35 protein-coding genes and 5 pseudogenes are annotated in these 26,601 nt (G+C 74.2%); 21 read left to right on the forward strand and 19 right to left on the reverse strand.

The window, feature by feature from the left end:
• The first annotated feature begins 137 nt into the window (after positions 1 to 137).
• Positions 138 to 332: a hypothetical protein gene (locus U6N30_RS27350; protein WP_324274748.1), complete on the forward strand. Its 195-nt coding sequence runs from the start codon at positions 138 to 140 to the stop codon at positions 330 to 332.
• On the opposite strand, the gene U6N30_RS27355 is transcribed toward U6N30_RS27350, so the two are convergent.
• Positions 313 to 540, reverse strand: a complete 228-nt coding sequence (locus U6N30_RS27355) for a hypothetical protein (protein ID WP_324274749.1) — start codon at positions 538 to 540, stop codon at positions 313 to 315. The genes U6N30_RS27350 and U6N30_RS27355 overlap by 20 nt on opposite strands.
• Before the next feature lie 281 nt (positions 541 to 821).
• On the opposite strand from U6N30_RS27355, the gene U6N30_RS27360 reads away from it, so the two are divergent.
• Positions 822 to 1,307 (forward strand): DUF4396 domain-containing protein, encoded by a 486-nt coding sequence (locus U6N30_RS27360; protein WP_324274750.1) that lies wholly within the window; start codon positions 822 to 824, stop codon positions 1,305 to 1,307.
• A 133-nt stretch (positions 1,308 to 1,440) separates the two neighbouring features.
• Here U6N30_RS27360 and U6N30_RS27365 read toward each other — a convergent pair whose 3' ends face one another.
• Together U6N30_RS27365 and U6N30_RS27370 are read right to left on the reverse strand one after the other, a co-directional pair.
• The gene (locus tag U6N30_RS27365) at positions 1,441 to 1,572 is read right to left on the reverse strand and encodes a hypothetical protein (RefSeq protein ID WP_324274751.1); all 132 of its coding nucleotides are present in this window, start codon (positions 1,570 to 1,572) and stop codon (positions 1,441 to 1,443) included.
• Positions 1,573 to 1,682: 110 nt separating this feature from the next.
• On the reverse strand, positions 1,683 to 3,401 hold the full coding sequence (locus tag U6N30_RS27370; RefSeq protein WP_324274752.1) for a putative PEP-binding protein: 1,719 nt from the start codon (positions 3,399 to 3,401) through the stop codon (positions 1,683 to 1,685).
• A 167-nt stretch (positions 3,402 to 3,568) separates the two neighbouring features.
• Between U6N30_RS27370 and U6N30_RS27375 the strand changes: the two genes are divergently transcribed.
• The 8 genes and pseudogenes from U6N30_RS27375 (at position 3,569) to U6N30_RS27405 (ending at position 7,798) form a co-directional block, all read left to right on the forward strand.
• Positions 3,569 to 3,757 carry a DeoR family transcriptional regulator gene (locus U6N30_RS27375; protein WP_324274753.1) on the forward strand — a complete coding sequence of 63 codons (189 nt, stop codon included), beginning with the start codon at positions 3,569 to 3,571 and terminating at the stop codon, positions 3,755 to 3,757.
• A gap of 192 nt (positions 3,758 to 3,949) precedes the next feature.
• Positions 3,950 to 4,291, forward strand: coding sequence for a sugar phosphate isomerase family (locus tag U6N30_RS27380; RefSeq protein ID WP_324278496.1), 342 nt, complete (start codon positions 3,950 to 3,952; stop codon positions 4,289 to 4,291).
• 40 nt (positions 4,292 to 4,331) lie between these two features.
• Entirely contained in the window at positions 4,332 to 5,075 is a 744-nt protein-coding gene (locus U6N30_RS34715; protein WP_422677987.1) for a 1-phosphofructokinase family hexose kinase, read from the forward strand.
• Positions 5,053 to 5,355 carry a PfkB family carbohydrate kinase gene (locus U6N30_RS34720; protein WP_422677988.1) on the forward strand — a complete coding sequence of 101 codons (303 nt, stop codon included), beginning with the start codon at positions 5,053 to 5,055 and terminating at the stop codon, positions 5,353 to 5,355. Before U6N30_RS34715 ends, U6N30_RS34720 begins: the two co-directional genes overlap by 23 nt.
• 19 nt (positions 5,356 to 5,374) lie before the next feature.
• A pseudogene (locus tag U6N30_RS27390) lies at positions 5,375 to 5,752 on the forward strand (PTS sugar transporter subunit IIA); the annotation flags it as partial.
• Between the two features lie 209 nt (positions 5,753 to 5,961).
• Positions 5,962 to 7,203: a PTS fructose transporter subunit IIC gene (locus U6N30_RS27395; protein WP_324274754.1), complete on the forward strand. Its 1,242-nt coding sequence runs from the start codon at positions 5,962 to 5,964 to the stop codon at positions 7,201 to 7,203.
• Positions 7,200 to 7,475 carry a hypothetical protein gene (locus U6N30_RS27400; protein WP_324274755.1) on the forward strand — a complete coding sequence of 92 codons (276 nt, stop codon included), beginning with the start codon at positions 7,200 to 7,202 and terminating at the stop codon, positions 7,473 to 7,475. Before U6N30_RS27395 ends, U6N30_RS27400 begins: the two co-directional genes overlap by 4 nt.
• 62 nt (positions 7,476 to 7,537) lie before the next feature.
• Positions 7,538 to 7,798 carry an HPr family phosphocarrier protein gene (locus tag U6N30_RS27405; protein WP_324274756.1) on the forward strand — a complete coding sequence of 87 codons (261 nt, stop codon included), beginning with the start codon at positions 7,538 to 7,540 and terminating at the stop codon, positions 7,796 to 7,798.
• 143 nt (positions 7,799 to 7,941) lie between these two features.
• On the opposite strand, the gene U6N30_RS27410 is transcribed toward U6N30_RS27405, so the two are convergent.
• From U6N30_RS27410 to U6N30_RS27440, 6 genes and pseudogenes are all read right to left on the reverse strand, one after another.
• Entirely contained in the window at positions 7,942 to 8,403 is a 462-nt protein-coding gene (locus U6N30_RS27410; RefSeq protein WP_324274757.1) for an SRPBCC family protein, read from the reverse strand.
• A 78-nt stretch (positions 8,404 to 8,481) separates the two neighbouring features.
• Positions 8,482 to 9,648 (reverse strand): AGE family epimerase/isomerase, encoded by a 1,167-nt coding sequence (locus U6N30_RS27415; RefSeq protein WP_324274758.1) that lies wholly within the window; start codon positions 9,646 to 9,648, stop codon positions 8,482 to 8,484.
• Positions 9,645 to 10,691, reverse strand: coding sequence for a 2-oxo acid dehydrogenase subunit E2 (locus U6N30_RS34725; protein ID WP_422678152.1), 1,047 nt, complete (start codon positions 10,689 to 10,691; stop codon positions 9,645 to 9,647). Before U6N30_RS34725 ends, U6N30_RS27415 begins: the two co-directional genes overlap by 4 nt.
• Positions 10,634 to 11,557, reverse strand: coding sequence for a biotin/lipoyl-containing protein (locus tag U6N30_RS27430; protein ID WP_324278498.1), 924 nt, complete (start codon positions 11,555 to 11,557; stop codon positions 10,634 to 10,636). The genes U6N30_RS34725 and U6N30_RS27430 overlap by 58 nt, the downstream gene beginning before the upstream one ends.
• Before the next feature lie 2 nt (positions 11,558 to 11,559).
• Positions 11,560 to 12,540, reverse strand: a complete 981-nt coding sequence (locus tag U6N30_RS27435; protein WP_324274759.1) for an alpha-ketoacid dehydrogenase subunit beta — start codon at positions 12,538 to 12,540, stop codon at positions 11,560 to 11,562.
• A gap of 100 nt (positions 12,541 to 12,640) precedes the next feature.
• Positions 12,641 to 13,678 (reverse strand): annotated as a pseudogene (locus tag U6N30_RS27440) (thiamine pyrophosphate-dependent dehydrogenase E1 component subunit alpha); the annotation flags it as partial.
• A gap of 362 nt (positions 13,679 to 14,040) precedes the next feature.
• Here U6N30_RS27440 and U6N30_RS27445 point away from each other — a divergent pair.
• Positions 14,041 to 14,589 carry an Lrp/AsnC family transcriptional regulator gene (locus U6N30_RS27445; RefSeq protein ID WP_324278499.1) on the forward strand — a complete coding sequence of 183 codons (549 nt, stop codon included), beginning with the start codon at positions 14,041 to 14,043 and terminating at the stop codon, positions 14,587 to 14,589.
• On the opposite strand, the pseudogene U6N30_RS27450 reads toward U6N30_RS27445, so the two are convergent.
• Positions 14,528 to 14,869, reverse strand: a pseudogene (locus tag U6N30_RS27450) (DUF3253 domain-containing protein); the annotation flags it as partial. The gene U6N30_RS27445 and the pseudogene U6N30_RS27450 sit on opposite strands and share 62 nt — an antisense overlap.
• Between U6N30_RS27450 and U6N30_RS27455 the strand changes: the two are divergent.
• Positions 14,794 to 15,093 carry a hypothetical protein gene (locus tag U6N30_RS27455; protein WP_324278618.1) on the forward strand — a complete coding sequence of 100 codons (300 nt, stop codon included), beginning with the start codon at positions 14,794 to 14,796 and terminating at the stop codon, positions 15,091 to 15,093. The pseudogene U6N30_RS27450 and the gene U6N30_RS27455 sit on opposite strands and share 76 nt — an antisense overlap.
• A 13-nt stretch (positions 15,094 to 15,106) precedes the next feature.
• On the opposite strand, the gene U6N30_RS27460 is transcribed toward U6N30_RS27455, so the two are convergent.
• The gene (locus tag U6N30_RS27460; RefSeq protein WP_324274760.1) at positions 15,107 to 15,442 is read right to left on the reverse strand and encodes a hypothetical protein; all 336 of its coding nucleotides are present in this window, start codon (positions 15,440 to 15,442) and stop codon (positions 15,107 to 15,109) included.
• Between the two features lie 358 nt (positions 15,443 to 15,800).
• On the opposite strand from U6N30_RS27460, the gene U6N30_RS27465 reads away from it, so the two are divergent.
• Together U6N30_RS27465 and U6N30_RS34730 are read left to right on the forward strand one after the other, a co-directional pair.
• Positions 15,801 to 16,115, forward strand: a complete 315-nt coding sequence (locus U6N30_RS27465) for a hypothetical protein (protein WP_324274761.1) — start codon at positions 15,801 to 15,803, stop codon at positions 16,113 to 16,115.
• Positions 16,116 to 16,271: 156 nt separating this feature from the next.
• Positions 16,272 to 16,577 (forward strand): pyridoxamine 5'-phosphate oxidase family protein, encoded by a 306-nt coding sequence (locus U6N30_RS34730; RefSeq protein WP_422677989.1) that lies wholly within the window; start codon positions 16,272 to 16,274, stop codon positions 16,575 to 16,577.
• A gap of 236 nt (positions 16,578 to 16,813) precedes the next feature.
• On the opposite strand, the pseudogene U6N30_RS34735 reads toward U6N30_RS34730, so the two are convergent.
• The 4 genes and pseudogenes from U6N30_RS34735 to U6N30_RS27485 form a co-directional block, all read right to left on the reverse strand.
• A pseudogene (locus tag U6N30_RS34735) lies at positions 16,814 to 17,476 on the reverse strand (serine hydrolase domain-containing protein); the annotation flags it as partial.
• 13 nt (positions 17,477 to 17,489) lie between these two features.
• Complete coding sequence (locus U6N30_RS27475) at positions 17,490 to 17,957, reverse strand: serine hydrolase domain-containing protein (RefSeq protein WP_324274763.1); 468 nt, start codon at positions 17,955 to 17,957, stop codon at positions 17,490 to 17,492.
• Between the two features lie 37 nt (positions 17,958 to 17,994).
• On the reverse strand, positions 17,995 to 18,318 hold the full coding sequence (locus U6N30_RS27480) for a DUF3817 domain-containing protein (RefSeq protein ID WP_324274764.1): 324 nt from the start codon (positions 18,316 to 18,318) through the stop codon (positions 17,995 to 17,997).
• A gap of 21 nt (positions 18,319 to 18,339) precedes the next feature.
• Positions 18,340 to 18,771, reverse strand: a complete 432-nt coding sequence (locus U6N30_RS27485) for a hypothetical protein (protein ID WP_324274765.1) — start codon at positions 18,769 to 18,771, stop codon at positions 18,340 to 18,342.
• Between the two features lie 178 nt (positions 18,772 to 18,949).
• On the opposite strand from U6N30_RS27485, the gene U6N30_RS27490 reads away from it, so the two are divergent.
• Entirely contained in the window at positions 18,950 to 19,300 is a 351-nt protein-coding gene (locus U6N30_RS27490; RefSeq protein WP_324278619.1) for a hypothetical protein, read from the forward strand.
• Here the strand turns inward: U6N30_RS27490 and U6N30_RS27495 are convergent.
• Positions 19,200 to 20,679 (reverse strand): annotated as a pseudogene (locus U6N30_RS27495) (C40 family peptidase). The gene U6N30_RS27490 and the pseudogene U6N30_RS27495 overlap by 101 nt on opposite strands.
• Between U6N30_RS27495 and U6N30_RS27500 the strand changes: the two are divergent.
• From U6N30_RS27500 to U6N30_RS27525, 6 genes are read left to right on the forward strand one after another with little or no spacing between them, the layout of a single operon-like run.
• On the forward strand, positions 20,678 to 20,908 hold the full coding sequence (locus U6N30_RS27500; RefSeq protein WP_324274766.1) for an NAD(P)-binding protein: 231 nt from the start codon (positions 20,678 to 20,680) through the stop codon (positions 20,906 to 20,908). The pseudogene U6N30_RS27495 and the gene U6N30_RS27500 overlap by 2 nt on opposite strands.
• Entirely contained in the window at positions 20,905 to 21,126 is a 222-nt protein-coding gene (locus U6N30_RS27505) for a hypothetical protein (RefSeq protein WP_324274767.1), read from the forward strand. Before U6N30_RS27500 ends, U6N30_RS27505 begins: the two co-directional genes overlap by 4 nt.
• A gap of 47 nt (positions 21,127 to 21,173) precedes the next feature.
• Positions 21,174 to 21,317 carry a hypothetical protein gene (locus U6N30_RS27510; protein ID WP_324274768.1) on the forward strand — a complete coding sequence of 48 codons (144 nt, stop codon included), beginning with the start codon at positions 21,174 to 21,176 and terminating at the stop codon, positions 21,315 to 21,317.
• Positions 21,299 to 22,075: an FAD-dependent oxidoreductase gene (locus U6N30_RS27515; protein ID WP_324274769.1), complete on the forward strand. Its 777-nt coding sequence runs from the start codon at positions 21,299 to 21,301 to the stop codon at positions 22,073 to 22,075. Before U6N30_RS27510 ends, U6N30_RS27515 begins: the two co-directional genes overlap by 19 nt.
• Positions 22,076 to 22,135: 60 nt before the next feature.
• Positions 22,136 to 22,330, forward strand: coding sequence for a hypothetical protein (locus U6N30_RS27520; RefSeq protein WP_324274770.1), 195 nt, complete (start codon positions 22,136 to 22,138; stop codon positions 22,328 to 22,330).
• A gap of 50 nt (positions 22,331 to 22,380) precedes the next feature.
• The gene (locus U6N30_RS27525) at positions 22,381 to 23,172 is read left to right on the forward strand and encodes a YhjD/YihY/BrkB family envelope integrity protein (RefSeq protein ID WP_324274771.1); all 792 of its coding nucleotides are present in this window, start codon (positions 22,381 to 22,383) and stop codon (positions 23,170 to 23,172) included.
• On the opposite strand, the gene U6N30_RS27530 is transcribed toward U6N30_RS27525, so the two are convergent.
• The 3 genes from U6N30_RS27530 to U6N30_RS27540 form a co-directional block, all read right to left on the reverse strand.
• On the reverse strand, positions 23,158 to 24,651 hold the full coding sequence (locus U6N30_RS27530) for a penicillin-binding transpeptidase domain-containing protein (protein WP_324274772.1): 1,494 nt from the start codon (positions 24,649 to 24,651) through the stop codon (positions 23,158 to 23,160). The genes U6N30_RS27525 and U6N30_RS27530 overlap by 15 nt on opposite strands.
• Positions 24,588 to 25,544, reverse strand: coding sequence for a transglycosylase domain-containing protein (locus U6N30_RS27535; RefSeq protein WP_324274773.1), 957 nt, complete (start codon positions 25,542 to 25,544; stop codon positions 24,588 to 24,590). The genes U6N30_RS27530 and U6N30_RS27535 overlap by 64 nt, the downstream gene beginning before the upstream one ends.
• Positions 25,545 to 25,662: 118 nt before the next feature.
• Positions 25,663 to 26,439 carry an ATP-binding domain-containing protein gene (locus U6N30_RS27540; protein WP_324274774.1) on the reverse strand — a complete coding sequence of 259 codons (777 nt, stop codon included), beginning with the start codon at positions 26,437 to 26,439 and terminating at the stop codon, positions 25,663 to 25,665.
• Positions 26,440 to 26,601 lie beyond the last annotated feature (162 nt).

Genomic DNA, 26,601 nt, shown 5'->3' on the forward strand with positions numbered 1-26,601 from the left:
TATCCTCGGACTCGCACTCGCCGTGCTCGATGCGAGCCGCAGGCAGACCGAAGATGGTCGGCACGGTGCTGATCAGTCCCTGGGCATAGATGCAGTCCAGCCGGGAGTGCTCGTAGCCCTCGTGCAGGGTGTAGCGGATGCTCGCGGCCGTCCCCGTCGCCTCGAGGATCTCCATGGTCGACGTGGTGCTGAACTTCGCGACGGCGCGCGGCAGCTGCCGGAAGACCTGGCGCGGGGTGCCCATCGCGCGCAGCAGGATGACCATCGAGTTGGCCAGGCCGCTGTGCAGCGCGGCCGCGCCCACCTTGAACATCAGGTGGGGTCACCGATGACGTCCGTGGCGGCCGCGAACAGCCGGATGCGCGTCTCGTAGCTCCACCAGAGCGACTGGTCCTCGAGCTGTTCGGCCGTGTACGGGACGCCGGAGCGTTCCAGCAGCTCGTCGACGGCGGCTGGACCGGCGGTGGTGCGGATGTAGCGCAGCAGGCCACCGGTGGTCGCGCCCGAGGTCTCGCGCGGCTCGGCGACCGGCGCGGTCATCGCGAGTCCCCGACCGGTTGGGTCGCCGATGGCGCCGGGGCGCTCCGCCGTGCGGCGGGCGCGCCGGCGCTGGTCGCCGTCCCTGCGAGATGCACGCATGGAGGTACGGCAGGAGCGGGGCAGAACCTGAGCACGATGACCCCTTGGGGGACGGCGGCGTCGCGGCGCACGGGGAGGCTCCGGCACGCCTCCGACGTTCCGGGCCCTTGCATCGCCGGGCGCAGCGGAGTACACCGGAGGCCACATACCCCCGGGGGTAAGACCAGTCCGAGGAGATCCCCATGCAGACCGGATCCGCACACGCACCGCACCAGCATGACAGCACACTGCGACGGGTTTCCTGGGCGGCCGCCCGACAGGCCACCTTTCACTGCCTCACGGGCTGCGCGATCGGCGAGGTGCTCGGCATGATCATCGGCACCTCGCTCGGGTGGCACGACGCGGCCACGGTGGCTCTCGCGGTGGCCCTGGCGTTCCTGTTCGGCTACGCCCTGACCATGCGGGGTGTCCTGCGGGCCGGGCTGCCGTTCCGCGCCGCCGTGCGGGTCGCCCTGGCCGCCGACACCGTATCGATCGCCGTCATGGAGCTCGTCGACAACGCGGTGATGCTGACCGTCCCCGGAGCGATGGAGGCCGGCATCGGCGGCGTCGTCTTCTGGGCATCACTGGCGGGAGCGCTCGCCGTGGCGTTCGTCGTCACGCTCCCCATCAACCGGGCACTGATGAGCCGCGGGAAGGGGCACGCGGTCGTCCACGCCCTGCACTGATGAGTCGTCCGGCCGGCGATCGCCGGTCACCGGGCCCGGACAGCAGACGACCCCGGCCTCCGAGGGAGGTCGGGGTCGCGCCGGACCGGGCCGCACGGCCGCGCCACGGGAGGCGGCCGGAGCCGCCGTCGGGTCAGCGGTTGGCGAGGGTGAGGAGCTCGTCGCGCATCGCCGGGCTGCTCGTGCGGGCCAGCGCCTGGCTCAGTGCCCGGCGGGTGCGCGCGGCCTGCCGACGCTGCTGCCACCGGGTCGTCACGCTGCTCATCTCTGGTGCCTCTTTCATCGGAGTGGATCGCCTACACCCTTAGCAATGCAGGCTGACATCACTGTATTCCGACGAATCAGAGGTAGAACTGAAGCCTGGCCGAAGTTCTCTCACCATTTGGGGTGAGAGTCGTCACCTGGAAAGCGCTCCCCGGGCAGCCGCACGGGCCGCCTGCGGGTCATCGGTGGCCAGCGCCGCCTCCGCCGCGCGCTCGCACGAGGAGAGGTCCACGGTCGACAGCCGGGCGCCGACCCCGCCACGGCGGACGTGGCACAGGACAGCGAGCTGATGCCCAGCCCGACGAGGACGCAGCCCAGCAGCGGATCCGCGGCCGCCTCTCCGCACACGCCCACCGGCTTCCCGGCACGGCGGCCGGCGGCAGCGGTCAGTGCGACGAGTTCGAGGAGTGCCGGCTGCCACGGGTCGGTGAGCTCGGCGAGCTCGGCGGAGAGCCGGTCGGCGGCGAGCGCGTACTGCGACAGGTCGTTGGTGCCGATCGACAAGAAGTCCACGTGCGCCAGCAGCCGCTCGGCGTGCAGCGCAGCCGAGGGCACCTCGATCATCACACCGGGCACCAGTCCGCGGGCGCGCACGGCGGCCGCGAAGCCGGCGGCCTCCGGAACGGTGGCCACCATCGGTGCCATCACCCACGGCGTGGACGCCGTCCGCTCGGCCGCCTCCGCGACGGCGTCGAGCTGGCGCTCGAGCAGCCCCGGGTCCCGGCGGGCCACCCGCAGGCCACGGACCCCGAGCGCCGGGTTCGCCTCGTCCGGCGGCGTGGCGAAGGCCAGCGGCTTGTCCGACCCGGCGTCCAGCGTCCGGACGACGACCTTCCGGCCCGGGAACGCCGCCAGGACATCGGCGTAGCCGGTCGCCTGCTCCTCGACCGACGGCTCCTCGGCCCGCCCCAGGAAGGCGAGCTCGGTACGGAAGAGCCCGACACCCTCCGCGTGGGCGTCGACGGCCGCGCGGGCGCCGGCCCCGTCCTGGACGTTCGCGAGCACCTGGACGACGTGCCCGTCCCGGGTGCGGCCGGGGCCGCGGTAGCCGGCCAGCGCACGGGCGGCCAGCCGCGCGGCGTCGACCCGCGCCCGCGCCTCCTCGGGGTCCGGCTCCACGGTCACCGTCCCCTGCTCGCCGTCGATCAGCACCCTGGCCCCGGCGGGGACGCCGTCGAGGCCGCCGACGCCGACGACGCAGGGCAGGCCGAGCTGGCGGGCGATGATCGCGGTGTGGCTCGTCGTCCCGCCCAGCCGGGTGGCCAGGCCGAGGATCCGGGTGGGGTCCAGCCCGGCCGTGTCGGCCGGCGCGAGGTCGTCGGCGAGCAGGACCGAGGGCACGTCGGGCGCGGGGATGCCCGGTTCTCCCTGGCCCGTGAGCTCCGCGACGATCCGGTCGCGGACGTCGCGCACGTCCGGCACCCGCTCGGCCATGAGGCCGCCGAGCGCCGCGAACATGTCCATGAACTGCTGCGCGGCCGCCATCGCCGCGACCGCCGCCGGCGCACCCGCCGCGATCCGCTGCTCGGCCGCGGTGCGCAGCGCCCGGTCCACCGCGATCCCGGCGGTGGTGCTGAGCACTTCGGCACTCACGCCCGTCGCTGCCGCGGCGCGGGCGGACAGTCGCCCGGCCACCACCTCGGCGGCCGCGCCGTACCTCGCCGCCTCCACGTCCCGGTCGGCCTCGGGGACCTCGACGCCGTCGTCGGCCGGCAGGCGGATCGTGCCGGAGGGCCGCACCACCGGTCCGACGGCGGCTCCCGGGACCACGGGCGTGCCGGTGAGGACGGCGGGCTCGACAGGCGCGGGCGGGGAGACGGTGCTCGACATGAGGGACCTCGCTGCGGAGTGGGGCGGAGAAGCGGAGCCGCCGGGGCTCGCGGTGACCAGAGTCACGAACTGCTGTTGACTTGTCAACGGAACAGACGTAAAACAACACAAGCACAACGTCAAAGCAACATATTCGGACACTCCAGCGGACCGGTCGGAGGACAGTCGTGCTCTACCCCGAGGAACGCCAGCAGGCGATCGCAGCGCTGGTGGCCGATCGCGGCCGGCTCGCCGTCACGGCCCTGGCGGAGGAGTTCGGCGTCACGACCGAGACCGTCCGCCGCGACCTCGCCGTCCTCGAGCGGGCCGGGATGCTGCGCCGGGTGCACGGCGGGGCCGTGCCCGCGGGGCGCTGACCCTCGTCGAGCCCGGGCTCGGCGAGCGGTACCGCTCGCACAGCGAGCAGAAGCGGGCGATCGCCGCGGCGGCGCTGGGCCTGCTGCCCGGCGCGGAGGGAAGCATCGTCCTGGACGGCGGCACGACGACGGCCGCCCTCGCCGAGCTCCTCCCCCGACCGCCGGCTGCTCGCCGTCACCTCCTCGGTACCGATCGCCTCCCGGCTCTCGGTCACCGGCGGCGTGCTGCTGCACGTGCTCGGCGGGCGGGTCCGGGGCGTCACCCAGTGCGCAGTCGGTGAGGCGACGGTCCGGGCCCTGGCCGAGCTCCGCGTCGACGTCGCCTTCCTGGGCGCCAACGGGATCGCCCCCGACCACGGCTTCACCACACCCGACGACGCCGAGGCATCGGTCAAGCGGGCGATGGTGCGCGCCGGGCAGCGCGTGGTGGTCCTGGCCGACAGCAGCAAGCTGGGCCGCGAGCACCTGGTCCGCTTCGCCGCGATCGAGGACGTCGACGTCCTGGTCACCGACGAGGAGCCGATCCCGAGGTGATCGCCGAGCTGGAGAAGGCCGGCGTCGAGGTCGTGATCGCATGACCGCGCCGCGGAAGGCCGGGCGGGTGGTGACCCTCACCGCGAACCCGAGCCTTGACCGCACGCTGGACCTGCCGGCGTCGCTCACCGAGGGCGGCATCGTGCGGCTGGCCGGCAGCAGCACCGAGCCCGGCGGCAAGGGCGTCAACGTGGCCCGGGCGGTCGCTGCCGCCGGCGGCGACGTGGTGTCGATCCTCCCGGCGGCGGCATCGGACCCGATCGTCACGGCGCTGCGCGGACTCGGCCTCGAGCTGGCCACCGTGCCGGTCCAGGCACCGGTGCGCACGAACTACACGCTGGTCGATCCCGCCGGCACCACCACGAAGCTCAACGAGCCCGGCGCCCCGCTGACCGACGCGACCCGGACGGCGCTGACCGGCGTGCTGCACGGGCACGCGGCCACTGCGCAGTGGGTGGTGCTCTCCGGCTCCCTCCCCCGTCGACCCCGGCCGACTGGTACGCCGGCCTGGTCCGCTCGCTGCGCGACACCGGGGCACGCATCGCCGTCGACACCAGCGAGGCGCCGTTGCTCGCGCTGCTGGCCGCGGGGCCCGACGCGGCACCCGACCTGCTCAAGCCCAACGCCGAGGAGCTGGCCCAGCTGGCCGGGGTGTCCGAGGACGACCTGCTGCGGGACCCGGACGCGTTGCTCGCGGCGGTGCGGTCCCTGCACGACCGCGGGATCCCGGAGGTGCTCCTCACGCTGGGGGCGACGGCGCGGTGCTCTCCACGGTCGCCGGTGAGCTCTGGTCGGCCCGGCCGCCGGAGGTCGCCGTCCGCAGCACGGTCGGCGCCGGGGACTGCAGCCTCGCCGGGTACGTCCTCGCCTCGCTCGCGGACGCGGCGCCCGCCGAACGGCTGCGCACCGCGGTCGCCTACGGAGCGGCGAGCGCGTCGCTGCCCGGATCCGCCGTCCCCACCCCGGCCCAGGTGGACGGTCCCGCCGTCCGGGTCATCGCCGGGCTCCCCGGCAGCTCCGTTCCCACCACCCCCGTCCCGGCCGCCGGCCGGGACGCCCTCTGACTCCTCCGGGAGAGGACCCATGCCCGCACTGATCACTCCGGACCTGGTCGCGCTCGACGCCGACCTCGGGGCCGACAAGGCCGCGGTCGTCCGCCGGCTGGCCGAACTCGTCGCCGCCGCCGGCCGGGCCATCGACGCCGACGCGCTGCAGGCCGACGTCCTGGCCCGCGAGGCGCAGGCGGCGACCGGCCTGCCCGGCGGCATCGCCATCCCGCACTGCCGCTCGGAGGCCGTCACCGAGGCGTCGCTCGCCTTCGCCCGCCTGGAACCGGCGGTCGACTTCGGGGCTCCGGACGGCCCGGCGGACCTCGCCTTCCTCATCGCCGCCCCCGCCCACGGCGACGCCGACCACCTCACCCTGCTGACCGCGCTGGCCCGGGCGCTGGTGAGGCCGGAGTTCGTGGCCTCGTTGCGGTCGGCGGCCTCGGACGAGGAGATCGTCGCGCTGGTCGAGGAGGTCGTCTCCCCGCACCCGCGGCCGCACCTGCCGGGGCGACCGCCGCGGCTCCCGCTGCTGCGCCGGCCCCGGCGGCGGCCGCGGAGCCGGCCGCCCGGAAGAGCATCGTGGTCGTCAGCGCCTGCCCGACGGGCATCGCGCACACGTACATGGCCGCCGACAAGCTGGCCGCCGCGGGCAAGGCCGCCGGGGTGGACGTCCACGTCGAGACGCAGGGTTCCTCGGGGTCCACCCCGCTCGACCCGGCGGTCATCCGGGCCGCCGACGCCGCGATCTTCGCCGTCGACGTGGGCGTGCGGGACCAGAGCCGGTTCGCCGGCAAGCCCCTGGTCCAGAGCGGCACGAAGCGGGCGATCAACGAGCCCGACGTCATGATCCGCGAGGCCCTGGCCGCCGCCGATGACCCCGACGCCCGGCGGGTGCCCGGTACCGCGGCCACCGCCGCCGCGTCGTCCGGCGCCGCGGGACGGCCGGGCACCGCCACCGAGATCCGTCGCTGGCTGCTCACCGGTGTCAGCTACATGATCCCGTTCGTCGCGGCCGGCGGACTGCTCATCGCCCTGGGCTTCGCGCTCGGCGGCTATCAGATCGTCACCGGCAACCCGGACGTCGAGGGGCAGAGCTACGCGCTGAGCTGGGTGTTGAACAACTCGCTGTTCGACCTCCCGGTGGGCGAGAGCACCGAGGAGCTCCGCTTCGGGATCCTCGGCTACCTGGGTGCGGTCTGCACGGTCCTCGGGCAGGCGGCGTTCGGCTTCCTGGTCCCCGCCCTCGCCGGGTACATCGCCTACGCCATCGCCGACCGCCCGGGGATCGCGCCCGGCTTCGTCGTCGGCGCGGTGTCGCTGACCGTGGGGGCCGGCTTCCTCGGCGGCCTCGTGGGTGGCATCCTCGCCGGCCTGGTCGCCCTGTGGATCAGCCGCTGGCGGCTCCCGGCCGGCGTCCGCGGGCTGCAGCCGGTGGTGATCATCCCGCTGCTGGCCACGCTGGTCTCCAGCGGGATCATGGTGATGCTGCTCGGCCGCCCGCTGGCCGCAGCGCTCGAGGGCCTGGGCGACTGGCTCAACGGCCTCAGCGGGTCCTCCGCCATCCTGCTCGGGATCATCCTCGGCCTGATGATGTGCTTCGACCTGGGTGGACCGGTCAACAAGGCGGCCTACCTCTTCGCCACCGCAGGGCTGGCCTCGGAGACCAGTGGCTCCTTCGTGATCATGGCGACCGTGATGGCCGCCGGGATGGTGCCGCCGCTGGCCATGGCGCTCAGCACCGCGGTCCGGTCGAGGCTCTACACGCCCGCGGAGCGGAGAACGGCAAGGCGGCCTGGCTGCTCGGCCTCTCGTTCATCTCCGAGGGAGCCATCCCCTTCGCCGCCGCCGACCCGGTCCGCGTGATCCCGTCGATGATGCTCGGCGGCGCAACCACCGGTGCGATCGTGGCCGTCCTCGACATCGAGGCGCGGGCTCCGCACGGCGGGGTGTTCGTGTTCTTCGCGATCAGCAACGTCCTGCTGTGGCTGCTGGCGATCGCCATCGGCGCCGTCGTGGGCGGCCTCGCGGTCACCATCGCCAAGAGCATCGGCCGCAGCGACGCCGACGACGCCCCCGAGGACGCCGTCGACCTCGAGCACGCCCACACCCCCGGCCACGTGCCGGCCCGCGCGTGAGCGGCGCTCTCCCGCTCATCATCTCCGACCCGTCCCCCGTCCCAGCAGCGAGAAGAGGAACCATGCCCAGTCAGACCGTATCCGTCGGGTCCCGGGTGGGCCTGCACGCCCGCCCCGCAGCACTGATCGCCGAGGCGGTCGGCAAGGCCGGCGTCCCAGTCACCCTGGCCACGGTCGGAGGCGCGCCGGTCGACGCCGGCTCCCCGCTGATGATCATGACGCTCGGCGCGAAGCAGGGCATGGACGTCGTGGTGACCAGCGAGGACCAGGCCGCGGTGGACCGGATCGCCGGCCTGGTCGCCCAGGACCTCGACGCGGAATGACGACGGCGCCCGTCCCCTCGTGCGGGACGGGCGCCGTTCGTCCGGCACCGCTGCAGTGTTGATCATCGTCCACGTGTCCGCCGCGTCGGCGTGCTCTACCGTGTCGCGGCCACGCAGCCGATGATCAACTGGGGCGTAGGTGTTCAGCTGGGGCGCTCGACGTCCCCGCGCCAGGCGCCGGTCTCGGTCCCCTGGCTCTCGATGAACTCCTTGAACTTCTTCGCATCGGCCTTGATCTGCCGGTCATCGAAGCCGAGCGCCGCGCCGGCCTTCTCGACCAGGCCCTCGGGCTCCCAGTCGATCTGGATCATCACGCGGGTCTTGGCGTCGTCCAGCCGGTGGAAGGTGACCACCCCGGCGTGCTTCGCCTCGCCGCTGGTGCTGGTCCAGGCGACGCGCTCCTCGGGGTGCTGCTCGGTGATCTCGGCGTCGAACTCACGCTTCACGCCGTCGATGCTGGTGACCCAGTGGGTGTGGGTGTCGTCGAGCTGGGTGATCCGCTCCACCCCACCCATGAACTGGGGGAACGACTCGAACTGCGTCCACTGGTCGTAGGCGACCCGGATGGGTACGTCGACGTCGACGGACTCCTGCACGCTGGCCACGGTCTGCTCCTCTGTGTCGCGAACTCGATCGCGCACCGCCTACCCCGTTGGGCGCTGCCCGACACCTGAACGAGCAGGTCAGGACAGGGCGGCCGCCACGCTGCCGCGCACCGGGCGGCCGTCCAGCAGCAGCATCTGGGCCAGGTGGTACGCGTCCGGCTGGCCCGCCCAGGTGCCCGAGGCGACCTGGCCGGACGGGGTCAGCTCGTGGTGCCAGCTGCCCGTGGCCGGGTCCGCGAAGCGGCGCTCGCCGTGCTCCCGCCACCGGCGGGCCAGCTCCTGGAAGCGCGGCTCGCCGGTCACCCGCACCAGCACGGAGGCCGCCGCCACGGCCTCGCACAGCACCCAGTGCATGCGTGCGCCGACGACGGGGCGGTCGGACCAGTCGAGCGTGTACGGGAAACCGTCCTCGCCGTCGGCCGCCCAGCCCCGGGTCGCCGCGGCATCGAACAGGGCGAGGGCGTCGTCGAGCAGCCACGATGGGGCATCGGGCGTCACGGACCGCAGGTGCAGGGCGAGGCGGGCCCACTCGAACTGGTGCCCGACGGTGATGCCGTAGGGGCGGAACGGATCGGCCGGCAGTTCCCGGTTGTACTCCGGCAGCGGCTCCCACCGGTCCGTGAAGTGCTCGGGCAGCCGCCAGTCCCGCTCCCGGGCCCAGCCGTGGACGACCCGCTCGGTCGCCCGGAGCGCCTGGCCGCGCAGCCGCTCGGCCGTTCCGGGGTCGTCGAGCGCGTCGGCGGCAGCGAGCACCGCCTCGACCCCGTGCATGTTGGCGTTCACGCCGCGGTAGCCGTCCAGCCGCCGCCACGCGGCGTCCCACTCCTCGACGGCCAGACCCTCGTCGTCGCCCCAGAAGCGGGTCTGCCAGACGTCGAGGGCGTCCTCGAGCAGCGCCCGGCCGCCCGGGACGCCGGCCGACGTCGCGGTCGCGGCGGCCAGGACGACGAACGCGTGGACGTAGGCGGTCTTGGCGTCGTCCCCGGTGCTCGACCGCCAGCCGCCGTGCTGGCGGTCGTGCAGCGGCCCGTCGGTGAGCGCCGCGACACCGTGCGCGGCCAGCTCGTCGGCCGCCGGCCGGCCCAGCAGCGAGGCCAGCCCGAAGACGTGCGTCATCCGCGAGACGATCCAGGTCTCGACCGGCCGGCCGGGCAGCACCCGCCCGTCAGCGCCGAGGTAGCCGAAGCCGCCCCCGGCCAGCCGTGACCGGGCCGCGAAGGCCAGCACGCCGTCCAGATCGGTCACCGGCTGCGCTCCGCGGCGACCGCGAGGGCGAGCCGGATGGTCGCGACCATCATCACCACCAGGCCGACCAGCTGCACGAACCCTGCCCCGATGTTCGGCCCGTCGGCGGCGAGGAGGTCGAGCAGGACCAGGACGGCGAGCGCCCCGAGCACCACGCCGCCGACCCGGCGGCCGCTCCTCTCGTCCGCCGAGGAGACGAGGAGCAACCCCGCCACCAGCGCGAACCCGTAGCCGACGAACTGGGCCAGCGCCGGTGCGATCCCCTGCTCGAGCCCGGGCCGGCTGCCGCTCACCACGATCGCGATGCCACTGCACAGCACGAACAGCAGGAGCAGGACGAGGGACGTCGGACGCCGGTCCATGGGCACCCCTTCCGCCGGGCCGTGCAGAGGAGCACGGCTCAGAACGCCAGCGCCGCCCCCGGATCGTGCAGCAGCGCACCGATGTCGGCCAGGAAGCGCGACCCCAGCTCGCCGTCGACGATCCGGTGGTCGAAGGAGAGCGCGAGCTGCGTGACCTGGCGGGGCACGATCTTCCCTTGTGCACCCACGGCATGGGCCGCACCGCACCGAAGGCGAGGATCGCCGATTCCCCGGGTTGAGGATCGGCGTCCCGGTGTCGACGCCGAAGACGCCCACGTTGGTGATCGTGATCGTGCCGCCGCTCATGTCCGCCGGTGCGGTCCGGCCCTCGCGGGCCGTGGCGGTCAGGTCGGCCAGCGCCTGCGCCAGCTCCGGCAGGGTGAGCCGGTCGGCGTCCTTGACGTTCGGGACGACGAGACCGCGCGGGGTGGCCGCCGCGATACCCAGGTTCACGTAGTCCTTGACCACGATCTCCTGCGCCGCCTCGTCCCAGGAGCTGTTCACCATCGGGTGCCGGCGGACGGCGAGCAGCAGCGCCTTGGCCACGAACAGCAGCGGGCTGACCTTGACGCCGGCCAGCTCCGGCCGCCGGGCGAGCCGGTCGCGCAGCTTCATCGTCCGCGTCACGTCGACGGTGAGGAACTCCGTGACGTGCGGTGCGGTGAACGCACTGGCCACCATGGCCGCCGCCGTGTGCTTGCGGACGCCCTTGATCGGGATGCGCTGCTCCCCACCCCGACCCCGACCGTCGGCGGAGACGGCCATGTCTGCGAGCGGTGAGACGGCGGCTGCGGCGTCGACGTCCGCGCGGGTGATGACGCCGCCCTCCCCGTACCGGTGACGGTGGTCAGGTCGACGCCGAGGTCCTTCGCGTACTTGCGCACCGGAGGCTTCGCCAGTGGTCGCTGCCGGCCGCGACCGGGAGCGGCACCGCCGGAGGCGGCGGCCTCGCCGCGCAACGCGTGCGCCTCCGCCTGCCGGCCGACCTCCAGCCCACCGTGGCGGACCGGCTTGGACGCGGCGTCCGGAGCGGTGGCGAGCAGTGGCGGATGGGAGCTCCCGCCCGAGCCGTAGTCGCCGCCGGGAAGCGGGGCGTCCGTGGCACCGGGGTCGGCAGCAGGAGCGTCGGTACGGCGCGGGCGACGACGGGCCTCGGTGGTGCGGGGCCCGTAGCCGACCAGCACCGCCGTGCGTCCGCCCGGCGCCGAGCCACCGATCAGCCCGGCGGCCGGTTCGGCGTCCCCGGCCGGAGCGGGCGCGGGCGCGGCATCCCCGGCCCCGCCGTCACCGCCGTCACCGCCGTCACCGCCGGTGTCGATCGTGATGATGGGCGTCCCGACGTCGACCATCGTGCCGGCCTCGAACAAGAGCTCGGTGACCGTTCCGGCGAAGGGCGAGGGCAGCTCCACGGCGGCCTTGGCAGTCTCCACCTCGCACAGCGGCTGGTTGACGCTGACCGAGTCGCCGACGGCGACGAGCCACTGCAGGATCTCGCCCTCGGTGAGCCCCTCGCCGACGTCGGGCAGCTTGAACTGTCTGGTCGCCATGCTCAGAACCCCATGGAACGGTCGACGGCGTCGAGCACCCGGTCCAGGTCGGGCAGGTACTCCTCCTCGAGCTTCGACGGCGGGTACGGGGTGTCGTAGCCGCCGACCCGCAGCACCGGCGCCTCCAGCGAGTGGAAGCAGGTCTCGGTGACGCGCGCGGCGATCTCCGCTCCGAGGCCGAGGGTCACGGCCGCCTCGTGCACGACGACGCAGCGGCCGGTGCGCCGGACCGACTCGAACACCGGTTCCAGGTCCAGCGGCGAGACCGTCCGCAGGTCGACGACCTCCAGCGAGCGCCCCTCCTCCTCGGCGGCCTGCGCCGCCTGGAGCGCGGTCTTCACCATCGGGCCGTACGCCAGGACGGTGACGTCGTCCCCGCCACGGACGACCCGGGAGCCGAACAGCGGCTCCGGCGTCGCGTCGGGATCGACCTCGGCCTTCTCCCAGTACCGCCGCTTGGGCTCGAGGAAGACGATCGGGTCGGGATGGGCGATGGCCTGCTGGATGCCCCAGTACGCGTCGACCGGGTTGCTCACGGCCACGACCTTGAGCCCGGGCGTGTGCGCGAAGTAGGCCTCGGGGCTCTCGCTGTGGTGCTCGACCGCGCCGATGCCGCCGCCCATCGGGATCCGGATCACGATGGGCATCGCCAGCGTGCCCTTGGAGCGGGCGTGGATCTTGGCGACCTGGGTGACGATCTGGTTGTAGGCGGGGAAGACGAACCCGTCGAACTGGATCTCGCAGACCGGCCGGTAGCCGCGCATGGCCAGGCCGACGGCGGTGCCGAGGATGCCGGCCTCGGCCAGCGGGGTGTCGACGACGCGGTCCTCGCCGAAGTCCTTCTGCAGGCCGTCGGTGATCCGGAAGACCCCGCCGAGCTTGCCGATGTCCTCGCCCATGAGGACGACCTTGGCGTCGTCCTCCATGGCCCGGCGCAGACCCAGGTTGAGGGCCTTGCCGATGGTGAGGGTCTGACCGGCCATCAGTGCTCGCCCCCTCGAAGCTCGCGTGGTACGCCTCGAACTCGGCCTGCTGGGCCGCCAGCGGCGGGGTCTGCTCGGCGTAGACGTGCTCGAACATGGAGCTCGGCGCCGGGTCGGGCATGTCGTTCGTCCCGCTGCGGATGCGCGCCGCCAGCTCGTCGCCCTCGGCGTCGACGGCGGCGAAGTAGTCCGCGTCGGCGATACCGCTGCGCGAGAGGTGGGCCTTGAGCCGGGCGATCGGGTCGCGCAGCTTCCACTCCTCGAGCTCGCTGGCCAGCCGGTAGCGGCTCGGGTCGTCGGAGGTCGTGTGCGCGCCCATCCGGTAGGTGAACGCCTCGATGAAGGTCGGGCCCTGCCCCTCGCGGGCGGCCTGCAGGGCGGCCCGGGTGACGGCGAGGACGGCGAGGACGTCGTTGCCGTCGACGCGCACGCCGGGGAAGCCGAAGCCGGCCGCGCGCTGGTAGAGCGGGATCCGCGTCTGGCGCTCGAGCGGCACGCTGATCGCGTACTGGTTGTTCTGGCAGAAGAAGACGACCGGGGCGGAGAAGCTCGCGGCGAAGATCATCGCCTCGTTGACCTCGCCCTGGCTGGTCGCGCCGTCGCCGAGGAAGGCCAGGACCGCGCTCTCGGCACCGTCGCGCTGCACACCCATGGCGTATCCGGTCGCGTGCAGGCACTGCGCGCCGATGACGATCGTGTACAGGTTGAAGCCGCGCTCGACGGGGTTCCAGCCGCCGTTGTCGACGCCGCGGAACAGGCTCATCACGTGCAACGGGTCCACGTCCCGCGTCCAGGCGACACCGTGCTCGCGGTAGGTCGGGAAGGCCATGTCGCCGTCCCGGAGCGCGCGGCCGGCACCGACCTGGGCGGCCTCCTGCCCGAGCAGCGAGGCCCAGATACCGAGCTCGCCCTGGCGCTGCAGCGCCGTCGCCTCGACGTCCCAGCGGCGGACCAGGGCGAGGTCGCGGTAGAGGCCGCGCAGCTCCTCGTCGGAGATGTCGAGGGAGTAGTCGGGGTGCTGGACCCGCTCGCCCTCGGGGGTGAGCAGCTGGATCAGGTCCGGCTGCTGCGGGAGATGGGGTGCCGACGCCCCGGGGACGGGATCGACCACCTCGGTGGCCTGGCGCAACGCTGTCACGGGACTACTCCTCGCCGTCTCCCGCGGCTACCGGGGTCTCCGGCGGACTGCGGTCGGTGGACGTGTCGGGGGCGCCGGGGTGTGGCGCCACTCACACATGGTGGCACGTCCCCCGGTGCGAGGACAAGACCACCCCGGGAACGATCTGCGCAAGGTCCCCCATTCTGGTTGCGCACAACTCGCAGTATGAGGACGTCCATGCATGTCAGACTGAGCAGCATGGCCGATGTGGACGCCACCGACGCCCGGTTGCTGCTGGCGCTGGGCGAGGACCCCGCGCGAGCGTGATGGCTCTGTCCCAGCGGCTGGGGCTGGCCCGCAACACCGTGCAGGCCCGGCTGGCGCGCCTGGAGAGCAACGGCATGCTCGCCCCGCTGGACCGACGGGTGCGGCCGGAGGCCCTCGGCTACCGGCTCAGCGCCTACGTCACCGTGCAGGTGGTGCAGCGCAGTCTCGCCGACGTCAGCGCGGCGCTCGAACACATCCCCGAGGTCGTCGAGGTCACCGGCCTGTCGGGCGTGGCCGACCTGCTGGTGGAGGTGGTGGCCCGGGACGCCGATGACCTCTGGCGGATCACCGAGCAGGTGCTGGCCATCCCGGGGTGCAGCGCACCGACACCGCCCTGGCCCTGCGCCGCTTCGTCGAGCACCGCGTCAGCCCGCTGCTGGAGCGGGCGGCCGGCGGGGCCGCCGGCGACTGACCTCGGCGATCGAGTCCTGCGAGCTCGTGGCCATCAGCAGCTGATCACCACGAGTTCGCATGGCCCACCCCGGGGCGCCGTCGTCAGCGCGGGCGGCGCACCCGGACGGGGCCGCGCGCCGTGCTCACGTCGACGACCGCCCCGCCCTGGGTCACCTCGACCGTGCCGGCCCCCGCCAGCCGGCCGGCTGCCGCGCGGGCGGCGGGCATGAGGTCGCGCCAGGCCTCCGGGTCGACCGCGCGGGCCGCCTCGGAGGGGCAGATCGACGCCTCGGGGCAGCGCTGGTCGAGCAGCTCCGTGATCGCGCTCTGCAGCCGGGCGTCGACGTCGTCCACGCACCTCAGCCTGTGCCTCGCGAGCGGGCCGCGCCAGCGCGCCCTGGGCTCCGGCACCGGTTCGGAGGATGATCGGCACCGTGCGCCGGACCGCTGCGACCCTGCTGCTGAGCTGCCTGTTCGTGGCCCTCGGCTCGGTCGTCGCGGCTCCGGCATCGGCCTGCAGCTGCGTTCCGCAGACGACGCAGCAGTACTTCGAGCGGGCCGACGCCGTCTTCACCGCCCACCTGGTCTCCCGGGAGGAGCCCGTGGGCACGGTCGTCAGCAGCGCCGACCCGGCGCTGCACGTGTTCGCCGTCGACACGGTGTTCAAGGGCACCGCACAGACGTCGCAGGAGGTGCTCTCCCTGCGTCCGGGGCCACCTGCGGACTCGAGCTGACCGGCGACGGGCCCTACGTCGTCTTCGCCACGCGATCCACCGACCTCGGCGGGACGCGGTTCGCCACGCTGGCCGACGACCAGTACGCCTCGCTCCTCTGCGACGGCAGCGTGCCGCTCACGCCCGTACTCGAGACCGAACTCCGCGGGCTGTCGACGCCGAGCCCGCCGTCGGCGGCAGGCGCCACCACGACTCCGGCCATCCAGCAGGACGACATGGACGCCCAGCCGGTGACGGCTCCCCGGGGCCGCTCTTCGCCGTCCTCGGCGCCGTCTTGCTCCTGGGCGCCGCCGGCCTGCTGGCGCGCCGGGCCGTCCGACGTCGCCGCCCGTGACCGGCGATGCGGCACGCGCCGCACGGCTCGCGGTGCTGTCGGCGATCGCTGCCGCGCTCGACGACCGGTCGAGGCGCAGGTCCACGTCGTGACCCGGCGGCCGGCCGCCCTCCGGGGGCGAGCCGGCGTGAAGCGGTGTGCCGGAGGCCGCCTCGGGTAGGCCACGACCCATGGCGAAGCGGACCCCGATCGGGACGATCGGCAAGGGCAAGCGGGGCATCAGCACGGCGGGCTGGCTCCTGCGCGGGGCGGCGGCCGGCGCCGCGGGCAGCACCGCGCTCAACGCCGTCACCTACCTCGACATGGCCGTCCGGGGCGTGGGACGAGCTCCACGCCCGAGGACACCGTCGAACGGCTGGCGCGGACCGCCCACGTGCAGATCCCCGGGGACGGCGAGACGCGGGAGAACCGCACCCAGGGCCTGGGCCCGCTGCTGGGCCTGGTCGCCGGGGTGGGCGTCGGCGTGCTCGGCGGCCTCGCCCGGGCCTCCGGGTACCGCTCCTCCAAGCCGGTGGGCACGGCGTTGACGACCCTGGGCGTGCTGGTCGCCGCGAACGGTCCCATGACCGTCCTGGGCGTCACGGACCCGCGCACCTGGTCGGCCACCGACTGGATCAGCGACCTGGTTCCGCACCTGGCGTACGGCGTCGTCGTGAAGACCACGATGGACGCCTTCGACCGCCCCTGACGGGGAGACGCAGACTGCGCGCCGGGGACGAGATCACGACGGAGGCCGAGCTCCGGGAGCTGCTCGGTGAGCCCGCACGGGCGGCGCTGACCAAGGAACGGGACGCCCCTGCACGAGTTCGACCGGGACCGGCTGGCCGCCTCGCCGTTCTGCCTGGTGTCGACCGGCGCGGCCGACGGCAGCTGCGACGTCTCCCCGAAGGGCGATTCCCCCGGGTTCACGCTCGGCCTCGACGACCGCACGATCGCCGTCCCCGAACGGGCCGGCAACCGGCGGGCCGACGGCTACCGCAACGTCCTGGCCGATTCGCACGTGGGGCTGATCGTCCTGTTGCCCGGGCGGACCGGCACGCTGCGGATCAACGGGCGGGCCCGGCTGACCACCGCCACCGGGCTGCTCGACCGGATGGTCGTGGAGGGACACCGACCGGTGCTGGCGATGGTGGTCGAGATCGAGCAGTAGGAGGACCCGGCCCCTCGTACGCCGCCGGCCTCCACCCGCCGGCCTGAGCAGCGCCCGCGCCTACCGCCAGCCGCGCTCGTCCACCCCGCCGGGCACCGGCGCCTCCGGGTCGTAGGGCGTGCGGGTGAAGACGAAGGTGCCCAGGTCCAGGTGGTCGGGGGCGATGCGCAGGGTCTCCCGGCGAAGTAGCCGTCCAGGCCGATCCAGGTGCCGCCGTCCCGGGCGGCGAACCGGCTGGCCCGGCCGGTGCGGCCGGGCAGCGGCCCCAGGTGCAGCGTCCCGCCGCCACACGCCCGCAGCACGTACGGAGCGGGACCCCAGAACCAGACGCCGAGCAGGTCGAGCGACACCGGAGACGGCGACGGCCGCCAGGGCTCGACGATCCGCGGCTCCGCCGTCCGCAGGTCCGCCAGCAGTCCGAAGACCACCGCGTCGAGCCCGGCGGTCGTGTTGGCGAGCGACACCCCGCCGGTCCGCTCCTCGCGGTCGACGAAGACCCCGGCGAGGAAGCCCGGCATGGACCCGCCATGGCCGACGAGGGTGCGGCCGTCGATCCGCAGCACCTGCAGTCCCAGCCCGTAGGCCGACCACCCCGTCGCCGAGGAGTCCACACCGGCCGGCTCGGTCATCTCCTCGAGCGTGGCGGAGTCCAGGACGTCGCCGGTGTCGCCGACGAGGAAGGCGGCGAACCGGGCCAGGTCGTCGAGAGTTGCCCACAGCTGGCCGGCGGCGGCCATGACGCCCGCGTGATGCTCCGGTTCGGGAAGGACGACGTCGGCCCACGGGTGCACGGCGGTGCCTTCGGCAGCGGGCGCGGCCGGCCGGGGCGTGGTGCGGACCATGCCGAGCGGGGCCAGGACCTCGGCGGTGACGGCGTCCTCCCACGACGCCCCTCGCATCCGGGCGACCAGCTCACCGAGGACGCCGTACCCGACGTTGGAGTAGTGGAAGCGGCGCGCGGCGCCGAGGACGACGTCGGTCGCACCCAGGCCGAGGTCGGCCAGCGCGCCGCCCGGCGTGCGCTCCCACCAGCCCCCGGGCTCTCGGCCGACGCCCCGGCGAGGTGCGAGAGGAGCTGGCCGACGGTGCGGTCGCCGAACGGCGTGCCCGGGAGGTGCCGGTCGAGGGGTCGTCGAGGCCGAGCCGTCCCTCGTCGCGCAGCCGCATCACCACGACGGCGGTGACGGTCTTGCTGATCGAGCCGAGGCGGTACTGGACGTCGGTGTGCGGCTCGGGCACGTCGCCGCGGCCGGCCGACCACGCCAGCCCGCCGTCCCGGACGACGCCGGCGACCAGGCTCGGCGCCCGGCCCTCCCGCTGCGCTCGGGCGGTGCGTGCCAGCAGGACGCGGGCGGTGGCCGGGAGGACTGGCTCGGGCATGACGGGACCGTAGCGACCCCCGGCGGCTGAGCGCAGGTCAGGCGGCGGCGGCCTCGACCGGGGTCAGCTGCCCGGACCGGGAGGCCCGGCGCTCGAACCAGATCGTCATCAGCGGCGGGATCGAGGCGACCAGCGCCAGCAGCGTCGTCCCGGCCGACCAGCGGAGGACCCGGGCTGCCACCAGCGCGACGACGACGTAGGCCACGAAGATCGCGCCGTGGATCGGGCCGAAGATCTGCACGCCCAGCTCGGTGGTCTCGGGCACGTACTTCACGAACATGCCGATGAGCAGACCGATCCAGGAGAGGGCCTCGGCGACGGCGACGACGCGGAACGCGGTGGCGACGGTGCTCGGGTTCACGCTCCGATCCTCCCCGAGGTCTCACCCCAGGTACGCGCGCCCACGGTGTGAGATCTCGTACCCCACGGGAAGGCTGACGGTGAGCCCCAGCTCCTTCAGCTTCCGGACGTCGCGCTTGAACGGCAGCGTCTCGCGCCCGAGAGACGCCGCGAGATCTGGTGCCCGGACACCCGGGTGCTCGGCGATGAGGCGCAGCACCTGCCTCGTCCAGGGCGCGCTCCGTGCGGCGTCCCAGCGGTCCAGCCGTTCGTCGACCGCCCGCCGGTCCTCCGCGGACAGCTCGGACTGCGCACGCAGAGCCACCCTCGGATCGGCTCCCGCGAGGGACACCGTCATCCGGTAGACGTGCGCGCCGTCCCGGCGGTCGACCAGCCTCTGGAGCTCCGCCAGCGACCGGATGCCGGCCCGCCGGGCGTCGTCCTCGTCCAGGGTGCCGGGATCGATCTCTTCCACGGTGTCGATCCGGATCACCCCGCACCCGTGCGCTGGGTGCTCCCGGGCCGCATGCGCGGCCGGTCCCACCGCCGGAAGGCCAGCGTGACCGAACCGTCCGCGATGCCTGCGGCGGTGGCCGGGCTGATCAGCACCCCACGATCCTCGCAGGGGCGGGCATGGTGACAGGGTCGGGACCGTGCGGGGACTGGCGCGGCGGGAGTTCTGCCTGGTCCTGCTGCGCAGGATGGCCGACGTCCGGCCCGATCTGGTGGCCGCCGCGCTGCCCCGGCTGGGCGCCAGCCGCGCCGAGGCGCACGCCGGGCACACCCGCTATCAGCCGAAGGACCCCGTCCCTCCCGCGGCGGAGGGCGCACTCCTCGTCTGGAAGCACGTGCTGGACGACGTCGTCGGGCTCCCGGGCGCGGTGAGCGTCGATCCGGGCGTCGTCACCTGCTGGGAGATCCACGTGCCGGGGGCGCGGGCGCTCTTCGTGTGGGGGCTGCTCCAGCGGGTGGATCAGGCGGCGATGCGCCGGGCGCCGCTGTAGCCGCCCATGAGGGGGCGACCTTGACCACGTCGCCGGAGGTCGGCGCGTGCACCATCTGCCCGTTGCCGATGTAGATGCCCACGTGGCTGACCGGGTTGTAGAAGAAGACCAGGTCGCCGGGCTGGAGCTGGTCGCGGGGACCGCCTGCCCCATCCGCGACTGCGCGCGGCTGGAGTGGGGAGGCTGATGCCCGCGGCCCGGAAGGCGTAGGCGGTCAGTCCCGAGCAGTCGTAGGAGTTCGGGCCACCCGCCGCCCAGACGTAGGGCTTGCCACGCTGGGCCATGGCGGTGTCGATGGCGATCTGCGCGGCGTTGCTGTTGGCCACGACAGGAGCGCTCGGCGCCGGGGCCACCCGGTCCTCGGAGCGGCTGGCCCGGTCGTCGCCGTGGGAGGCGATGGCGGCCTGCTGCTCCTGTGCGCTGAGCTGGGAGAACGCGGCCTGGTAGCTGTCGACCTCCGCCTGGAGCGCGGCCTGCTGCGCGGCCACCGCGTCGTATTGCGCCTGGGCCTGGGTCGCGGCCTCCAGGGCGGTGGCCTGCGCCTGGGCGGCGGCGACGTTCGCCGCGGCGGCGCGCTGGAGGATCTCGCCCTGGTGCCCGGCGACCAACTGGAGCGTGGTCATGCGGTCGACGAAGGCGTCCGCGGACTCACTGGTCAGCAGTGCCTGGACCGATCCCAGCCCCTCGCCGGTGTAGGCCGTGCGGGCCAGGCCTCGGACCGACTGCTGGGCGACCGCGAGCTCGGCCGTGGCCTGCTCCATCGCGGCAGCGGCAGCCTTGGCGGTCTCCTGCTGCGTCTCGAGCGCCACCCGCGCGTCGTTGAACTGCTCGGTGATGACCTCGAGTTCGTGCCCACGCGCGGCGACGAGCTGCGCGGCCTGGGCGGAAGTGGTCGGCGCGGCCTGCGCCGGCACGGTCACGAGGAGCGAGCCGACGACGGCGAGGAGGGCGAGAGCGCCCGTGCGGACGGGGGCACGGCGGGCCGGTGCGGAGCGGCGGGGTGCCGTGCGGTTCGCACGGCCGAGGGGGACGCCATGATGCGGCGCTCTCCGTTTCGTCGGTTCTCGGTGGCTGCCCGCCGGGTCGTCTGACCGGTCCGGACCCTGTGGCGGGCCCGTCGCGACGGCGTCCGGTCGTGGCGCGTTCAGTGACTGCCCGCCCCGGTGGACACACAGAACGTAACGGCCGTGACCGGCTCGTGACAATGACAAAGATGTTTTTTGTTTGCCGTTCCGCTTCACCGGGCATGGCGATCCACCGGTTTCCGCACCAGGCGCCGCACCTGTCCCGCGGGCCACGGGCGCGTGCCGGTTTCCCGGCCGGACTCGGTCCGTACGGATCGGTTCCGGAACGTGCCGAGCGGCCGATACCCGGCCCATGGATCTGGAGCGGCCCCTGGTGGCACTGCTCCTCGCCGGGTCCTCCGGGCGACCGTGCCACGACGAGGCGAGCGGCGGCTCGGTACCGTCCGTCGGTGACGCGCAGCCGGTACGACGTCGTGGTGGTCGGTGGGGGCACAACGGCCTCGTGGCCGCGGCCTATCTCGCACGGGCCGGGCGGTCGGTCCTGGTGCTGGAACGCCTCCCCAGGTCGGCGGCGCGGCGGTGAGCCGGCAGGTCTTCGACGGCGTCGACGTCCGGCTGTCCGCGTACTCCTACCTGGTCAGCCTGCTGCCCGACCGGATCGTCGACGACCTCGGCCTCGACGTCCGCCTGGCCGACCGGGCGGTCGCCTCCTACACCACGGCGCGGCGGGACGGTGGCTCCACGGGCCTGCTGGTCGAGCGCGACGAGGGCCGGCCACCGCGACCTCGTTCCGTCAGCTGACCGGGTCCGACGCCGAGTTCGCCGGCTGGCAACGGTTCTACGGCCGGTTGGCGACGCTGGCCGAAGACCTGGCGCCCACGCTCACCGAGCCGCTCCTCTCCTCCGACGAGCTGGCCGCACGGCTCCGCGACCCGGAACTGTGGCACCACCTCCGGGAACGGCCCTCGCCGACGTGGTCGCCGACCACCTGACCGACGACGTCGTGCGGGGGATCGCGCTGACCGACGGGCTGATCGGGACGTTCGCCGACGTGCACGACGCCGACGGACCGGCCGGCCGCTGCTTCCTGTACCACCTGGTCGGCAACGGCACGGGCCGCTGGCGGGTGCCGGTGGGCGGCATGGGCGCGGTCAGCGGCGCCATGGCGGCCGCCGCCCGCCGGGGCGGGGCGGAGATCGTTCCCCGCGCCACCGTCACCGCGGTGGACGCGACCGCCGCCGGGGTGACCGTGCACTGGACCGACGGCGACGGCGGGACGCGGGCCGTGGACGCGGGCCACGTGGTCTGCGGGGCCGCGCCGAGCGTCCTCGCCGAGCTCATCGGCAGCGACCCGGGCCCCCGCCCCTCCGGCTCCCAGCTGAAGGTCAACATGGTGCTGGCGCGCCTCCCCGGCTGCGGTCGGGCACGGATCCGGCGGCCGCGTTCGCCGGCACCTTCCACGTCGACGAGGGGCCGGCCAGATCGACGCCGCCTACGCGCAGGCCGCGGCCGGCGGGCTCCCCGACGTCATCCCGTTCGAGGTCTACTGCCACTCGCTGAGCGACCCGTCCGTCCTCGGGCCGGTCGAGCGGGCCACCGGGATCCACACGCTGACGCTGTTCGGCCTGCACACGCCGGCCGAGCTCTTCCGTGCCGACCCCGTGGGCACGCGCCGGGAGGCGGTGCGCCGCGTGGTGGCCCAGCTCGACGCGCACCTCGAGGAGCCGCTGCTGGACTGCCTCGCCCGTGACGCCGCAGATGAGCTGTGCCTGCAGGCGGCCTCACCCCTCGACGTGGAGGAGTCCTCGCGATGCCCGGCGGGCACATCTTCCACGGCGACCTCTCCTGGCCGGTCGCCGCGACCGCGGACGAGGTCGGCACCTGGGGCGTCGCGACCGGGCACCCGAGGATCGTCGCGGCGTCCTCGGGTGGGACCGTCCGCGGCGGGGCGGTCAGCGGGCTGGGCGGATACGCCGCGGCCAGGCACCTGCTGGACCTGCGCTGAGCGCGCGGCGTGCCGGATCGCGCCGGGCCGCCGCCGAACTCCTGGCCGGCGTGCGGCGGCGGCTGGAGGGCCGGGACCTCGCCCTGATCGCCGCCGGCCTCACCTTCTACGCGGGCATCGCCGTCGTCCCGGTCCTGGTCCTCGCCTTCGCGCTCACGGCCTGGCTGACGACGCCGGAGCGGGTGACGGAGCTCGGTGGGCGGCTGGCCGAGCTGCTGCCGGGCGATCTGGGCGCACCGGACGCCGTCCAGCGGCTGGTCTCCGCCGGGGTCGAGCTGTCCCTGCTGAGCGGGGTGCTGGCGCTGCTCCCCATGTCCTTCTACGGCGAGGGCCTGCGCCGCGCCCTGCTGCGGTTCGGCGGCGTCCGCGAGGGCCTCACCGGCTGGAAGGGCCGGCTGGCAGCGGTGCCGGTGGTCCTCGTGACCCCGCTGCTGCTCTACCCGCTGCTGCTGACCGTGCCGGTCATGGCCGACCTGGCAGAGAGCGGTGGCGTGGGGCCCACGCTCGGCCGGATCGCCGTCGGTTTCTACGGTGTCCTCGGCGCCCTCACCGTGCCTCTGGCCTGGGGTTTCCGCGTCGTCGCCGGCGGGCGGGTGCGCTGGTCGGCGCTCGCGGCCGGGGCCCTGTTCACCGCGGCCTGCGTCTCCGGGTTCCTGCAGGGCTTCGTGCTCTTCCTCGCCCTGCCGCTGGACCTGGGCGCGCCCTTCGGCGGCCTCGACGTCGTCGGCGGGGTAGTCGCGCTCGGGCTGTGGCTGTTCCTGCTGCACCTGGTGGTGATCGGCGGCTGGCTGGCGACGCAGTCACTGGACGAGCTGCTCGCGCGCAGGTCAGTCGCGCGGTAGCGGCACCCAGTCGGGCAGGTCCTCGGCCCAGGGCGGGGTCGCCGGGCCGACCGGCGGCTCGGCCGGTGGGGGCTCCGGCGGTGGCGGCTCCGGCAGGTCCGGGGAACCGGAGGTGCCGGGACCTCCGGTTCCGGTTCCGGTGCCGGTTCCGGGGCCGGCTCGACGTAGTCCGCTCCGTTGCTGACCCGGATCGTGACCACCTCTCCTGGCACGGCGCGCCCCCTCGGGCCGGGCTGGTGCCGAGGAACGTGCCGGCCGGCTCGTCGCTGTCGACCCGCACCGTCGTGCTCTGGAAGCCGGCCGCCGCCAGCACGCGGACGCAGTCTGCCGCCGAACGGCAGCCGGGCACCGGCTTGGTGTTGCCGTTGACCACCTTCGGGTCCGCCGGCGGGAAGTCGCTGCTGCCCCGCGCCTGCAGGATCGGCGCCATCGCGTCCCGCCAGATGGTCGCGCCCTTGCCGCCGCCGAACCCCCGACGTCCCGGTTCCGCTTGGGGTCGAAGACCATGACGCTCGCGGCGATCTCCGGGGTGTAGCCCACGAAGCTCACCGACACGTTGCCCTGCGCCGTCCCGGTCTTGCCGGCGATCTGGTGGCCGCGGACGTAGGCGGCCGGCGCCGTCTGCCCCGGGTTGCCCGGCTCGACGTCCTTGCGCAGCATCTGGTTGAGCGTGGTCGCGACGCCGGGCGGGATGGCCTCGGGGTGCAGTTGTCGGCCGTCAGCACCGGCCGGCCGTCGTCGCCGACGAGCGGCTTCCCGTCGCGGTCCAGGATCTCGGTCACCGGCAGGACGTCGCACTGCGTGCCGTTCGCGGCCAGCGTCGAGTACGCGCTGGCCAGCCCGAGGGGCTCGTCTCGTCGGGACCCAGGGTGAACGACCCCGGTTCTCGTCGATGACCTCCTGGGCGAGGTCGGCCTGCCCGAACTGGTACAGCCCCATCCGCTCGGCCATCCGCACCGGCTCCTCGACGCTCCCGAGGGCGTCCTCGAGCGCCACGAAGTAGGTGTTCGACGACTGGTACAGGGCGGTCGTCAGGTCGAGCGTGGCGCGGTACCGGCCGGCGTTCTCGACCTCGTAGGGGCCGCCGGCCTCCTTGTAGACCCGGGACCGGTAGGGGCTCGGCGCGGTGAGCGTGAAGGAGTCGGAGAACCCGCGGGCCAGCGCGGCGGCGGCCACGAACACCTTGTACGTGGACCCGGCGCCCCGGCTCGGCGCCACGTTGAGGTTGTAGGACTCCTGGGTCGGGTCGTCGACGTCGTAGCCGAAGGTCCGGTTCATGCTCAGCGCGAGCAGGTGACCGGTGCCGGGCTGCACCGCGTTGAACGTGGCCACCCGGGGATCGTCCAGCGGCAGGGTGTTCAGCACGGCCGCGTCACCGGCGCGCTGCAGCTCGGGCTCCAGCGTCGTCCGGATCGTCAGCCCTCCGGTCTCCAGCTCGTGCTGGCTGATCCCGAGGGTCTGGACCAGGTACTGCTGCACGAAGTCGCAGACGTAGGGTCCGACGCTGGCCTCCACGCAGCCGCGGCGCGGGCGGGGCCGGGCGCCAACCCGAGGGGCGAGAGGGCGGCTTCCGCCTCCTGGGCCGGGGTGATGTAGCCCTGGTCGGCCATCCGACGCAGCACCTGGTTGCGGCGGATCGTGGCGCCCTCGGGGTTGATCAGCGGGTCGTCGTCGGACGGGCTCTGCACCAGTCCGGCCAGGAGCGCCGCCTGGGGCAGGGTCAGCGCCGACGCGTCCACGCCGAAGTACGCCCGGGCGGCCGGCTGCACCCCGTAGGCGTTCTGCCCGAAGTAGACGATGTTGAGGTAGCGGGTGAGCAGCTCGTCCTTGCTGTACCGGTCCTCGAGGTCGAGGGCCAGTCGCGCCTCGCGGAGCTTGCGGCCCACGCTCTCCTCGATCGCCGCCTCCCGCGCGGCCGGGTCGTCGGTCGACTGGAGCAGCGTCTGCTTGACCAACTGCTGGGTGAGCGTCGAGCCGCCCTCCATGACCTCACCGGCCGCGATGTTCTTCACCAGCGCGCGCAGGGTGCCCTGGACGTCGACGCCGCCGTGCTCGTAGAAACGGGCGTCCTCGATCGCGACGATCGCCTGCCGCATCACCTCGGCGATCTGGTCGGAGGGGACCGGAGCCCGGTTCTCGCGGTAGAACGACGTGATCAGCTCGCCGTCGGCGGCCAGCACCACCGTGTTCCCCGGCGGCGGCAGATCGGTCAGCTCCTCCGGCGGGTCGCCCAGCAGGCTGGTCGACTCCTGGGCAGCGATCGCCGGACCGCCCACCCAGGGCAGCAGGAGCCCGGCGAGCAGGGTCCCGGCGAGGACGATGCTGAGGGCCAGGACGCCCAGGGTGCGCACCGTGCCGGCGCCCTGCTTCATGGCCCTCCTCCCTGTCGATGCTGGCCCACCCCAACAGAGAACGGTGCGTCCCACAACACTCCGCGCCGTGCGTAGCTGGGCCGTGACGCAACGCGATGGGCAGATGGGAAGCCCGAGGTCAGCGCGGCGGGTGGTCCGCAGGTGGCGCCCCGAGGGGCGCCGGAAGGTCTCCGCGGTGCAGGACGACGAGGGTGCTGACCGCCCGGGTGAGGACGACGTAGAGCCGGTGCAGCCCGCGCGGCTCGGCGGCCGCGATCGCCGCCGGGTCCACCACCACGACCGCGTCGAACTCCAGCCCCTTGGCCAGCGCGGCGGGGACGACCGCGATCCGCGCGGCCTCTGCCCCGTCGTCGGTCAGCACCGCGGAGGGCACGCCCGCCGCCTCGAGGACGGCGGCGAGGTCGGCGACGTCGGCGTCCGGGCAGACGATCCCGATCGACCCCGGAACGGCGCTCAGCTCGTCGACGACCTCGACGAGGGCCCCGGCGAGGGCAGCCACGGAGCGGACCCGCAGCGACCCCGGCTCGGCGCGGAGAGCCGTCGCGGCCGGCAGATCGGGCGCGATGAGCGGCAGCAGCCGGTTGGCGAAGTCCAGGACCTCCCCGGGCACCCGGTAGCCACGGGTCAGCGGCCGGACGACGGCGTCCGGGCGACCCAGACCGGTCAGCGTCTCCCGCCAGTCCGACGGCGACCAGGGGCTGGTGGCCTGCGCGAGGTCGCCCAGCACCGTGAGGGAGCCCGCGGCCAGCCTGCGGGCGACGGCACGGCACTGCATGGGCGAGAGGTCCTGCGCCTCGTCCACGACCACGTGGCCGTACCCGGACGTGCGTTCGAGCAGGCCGGCCAGTTCGTCGGCCAGGACGGCGTCGGCGGCGGTCCACGGGGCCGTGCGCACCGACCGGGGGAACCGGCCAGTGCAGCAGGGCCTGCTCGTCGTCGTCCAGGACGCCCCTGGCCGCACGGGCCAGCCGGTCGGCGTCGCTCCAGAGTTCGCAGAGCACCCCGACCGCATCGCGGGCGGGCCACACCTGGTCGCAGAATGCGCGCACCTCGGCGC

Source organism: Blastococcus brunescens (genome assembly GCF_035320885.1).
GTDB classification, from domain to species: domain Bacteria; phylum Actinomycetota; class Actinomycetes; order Mycobacteriales; family Geodermatophilaceae; genus Blastococcus_B; species Blastococcus_B brunescens.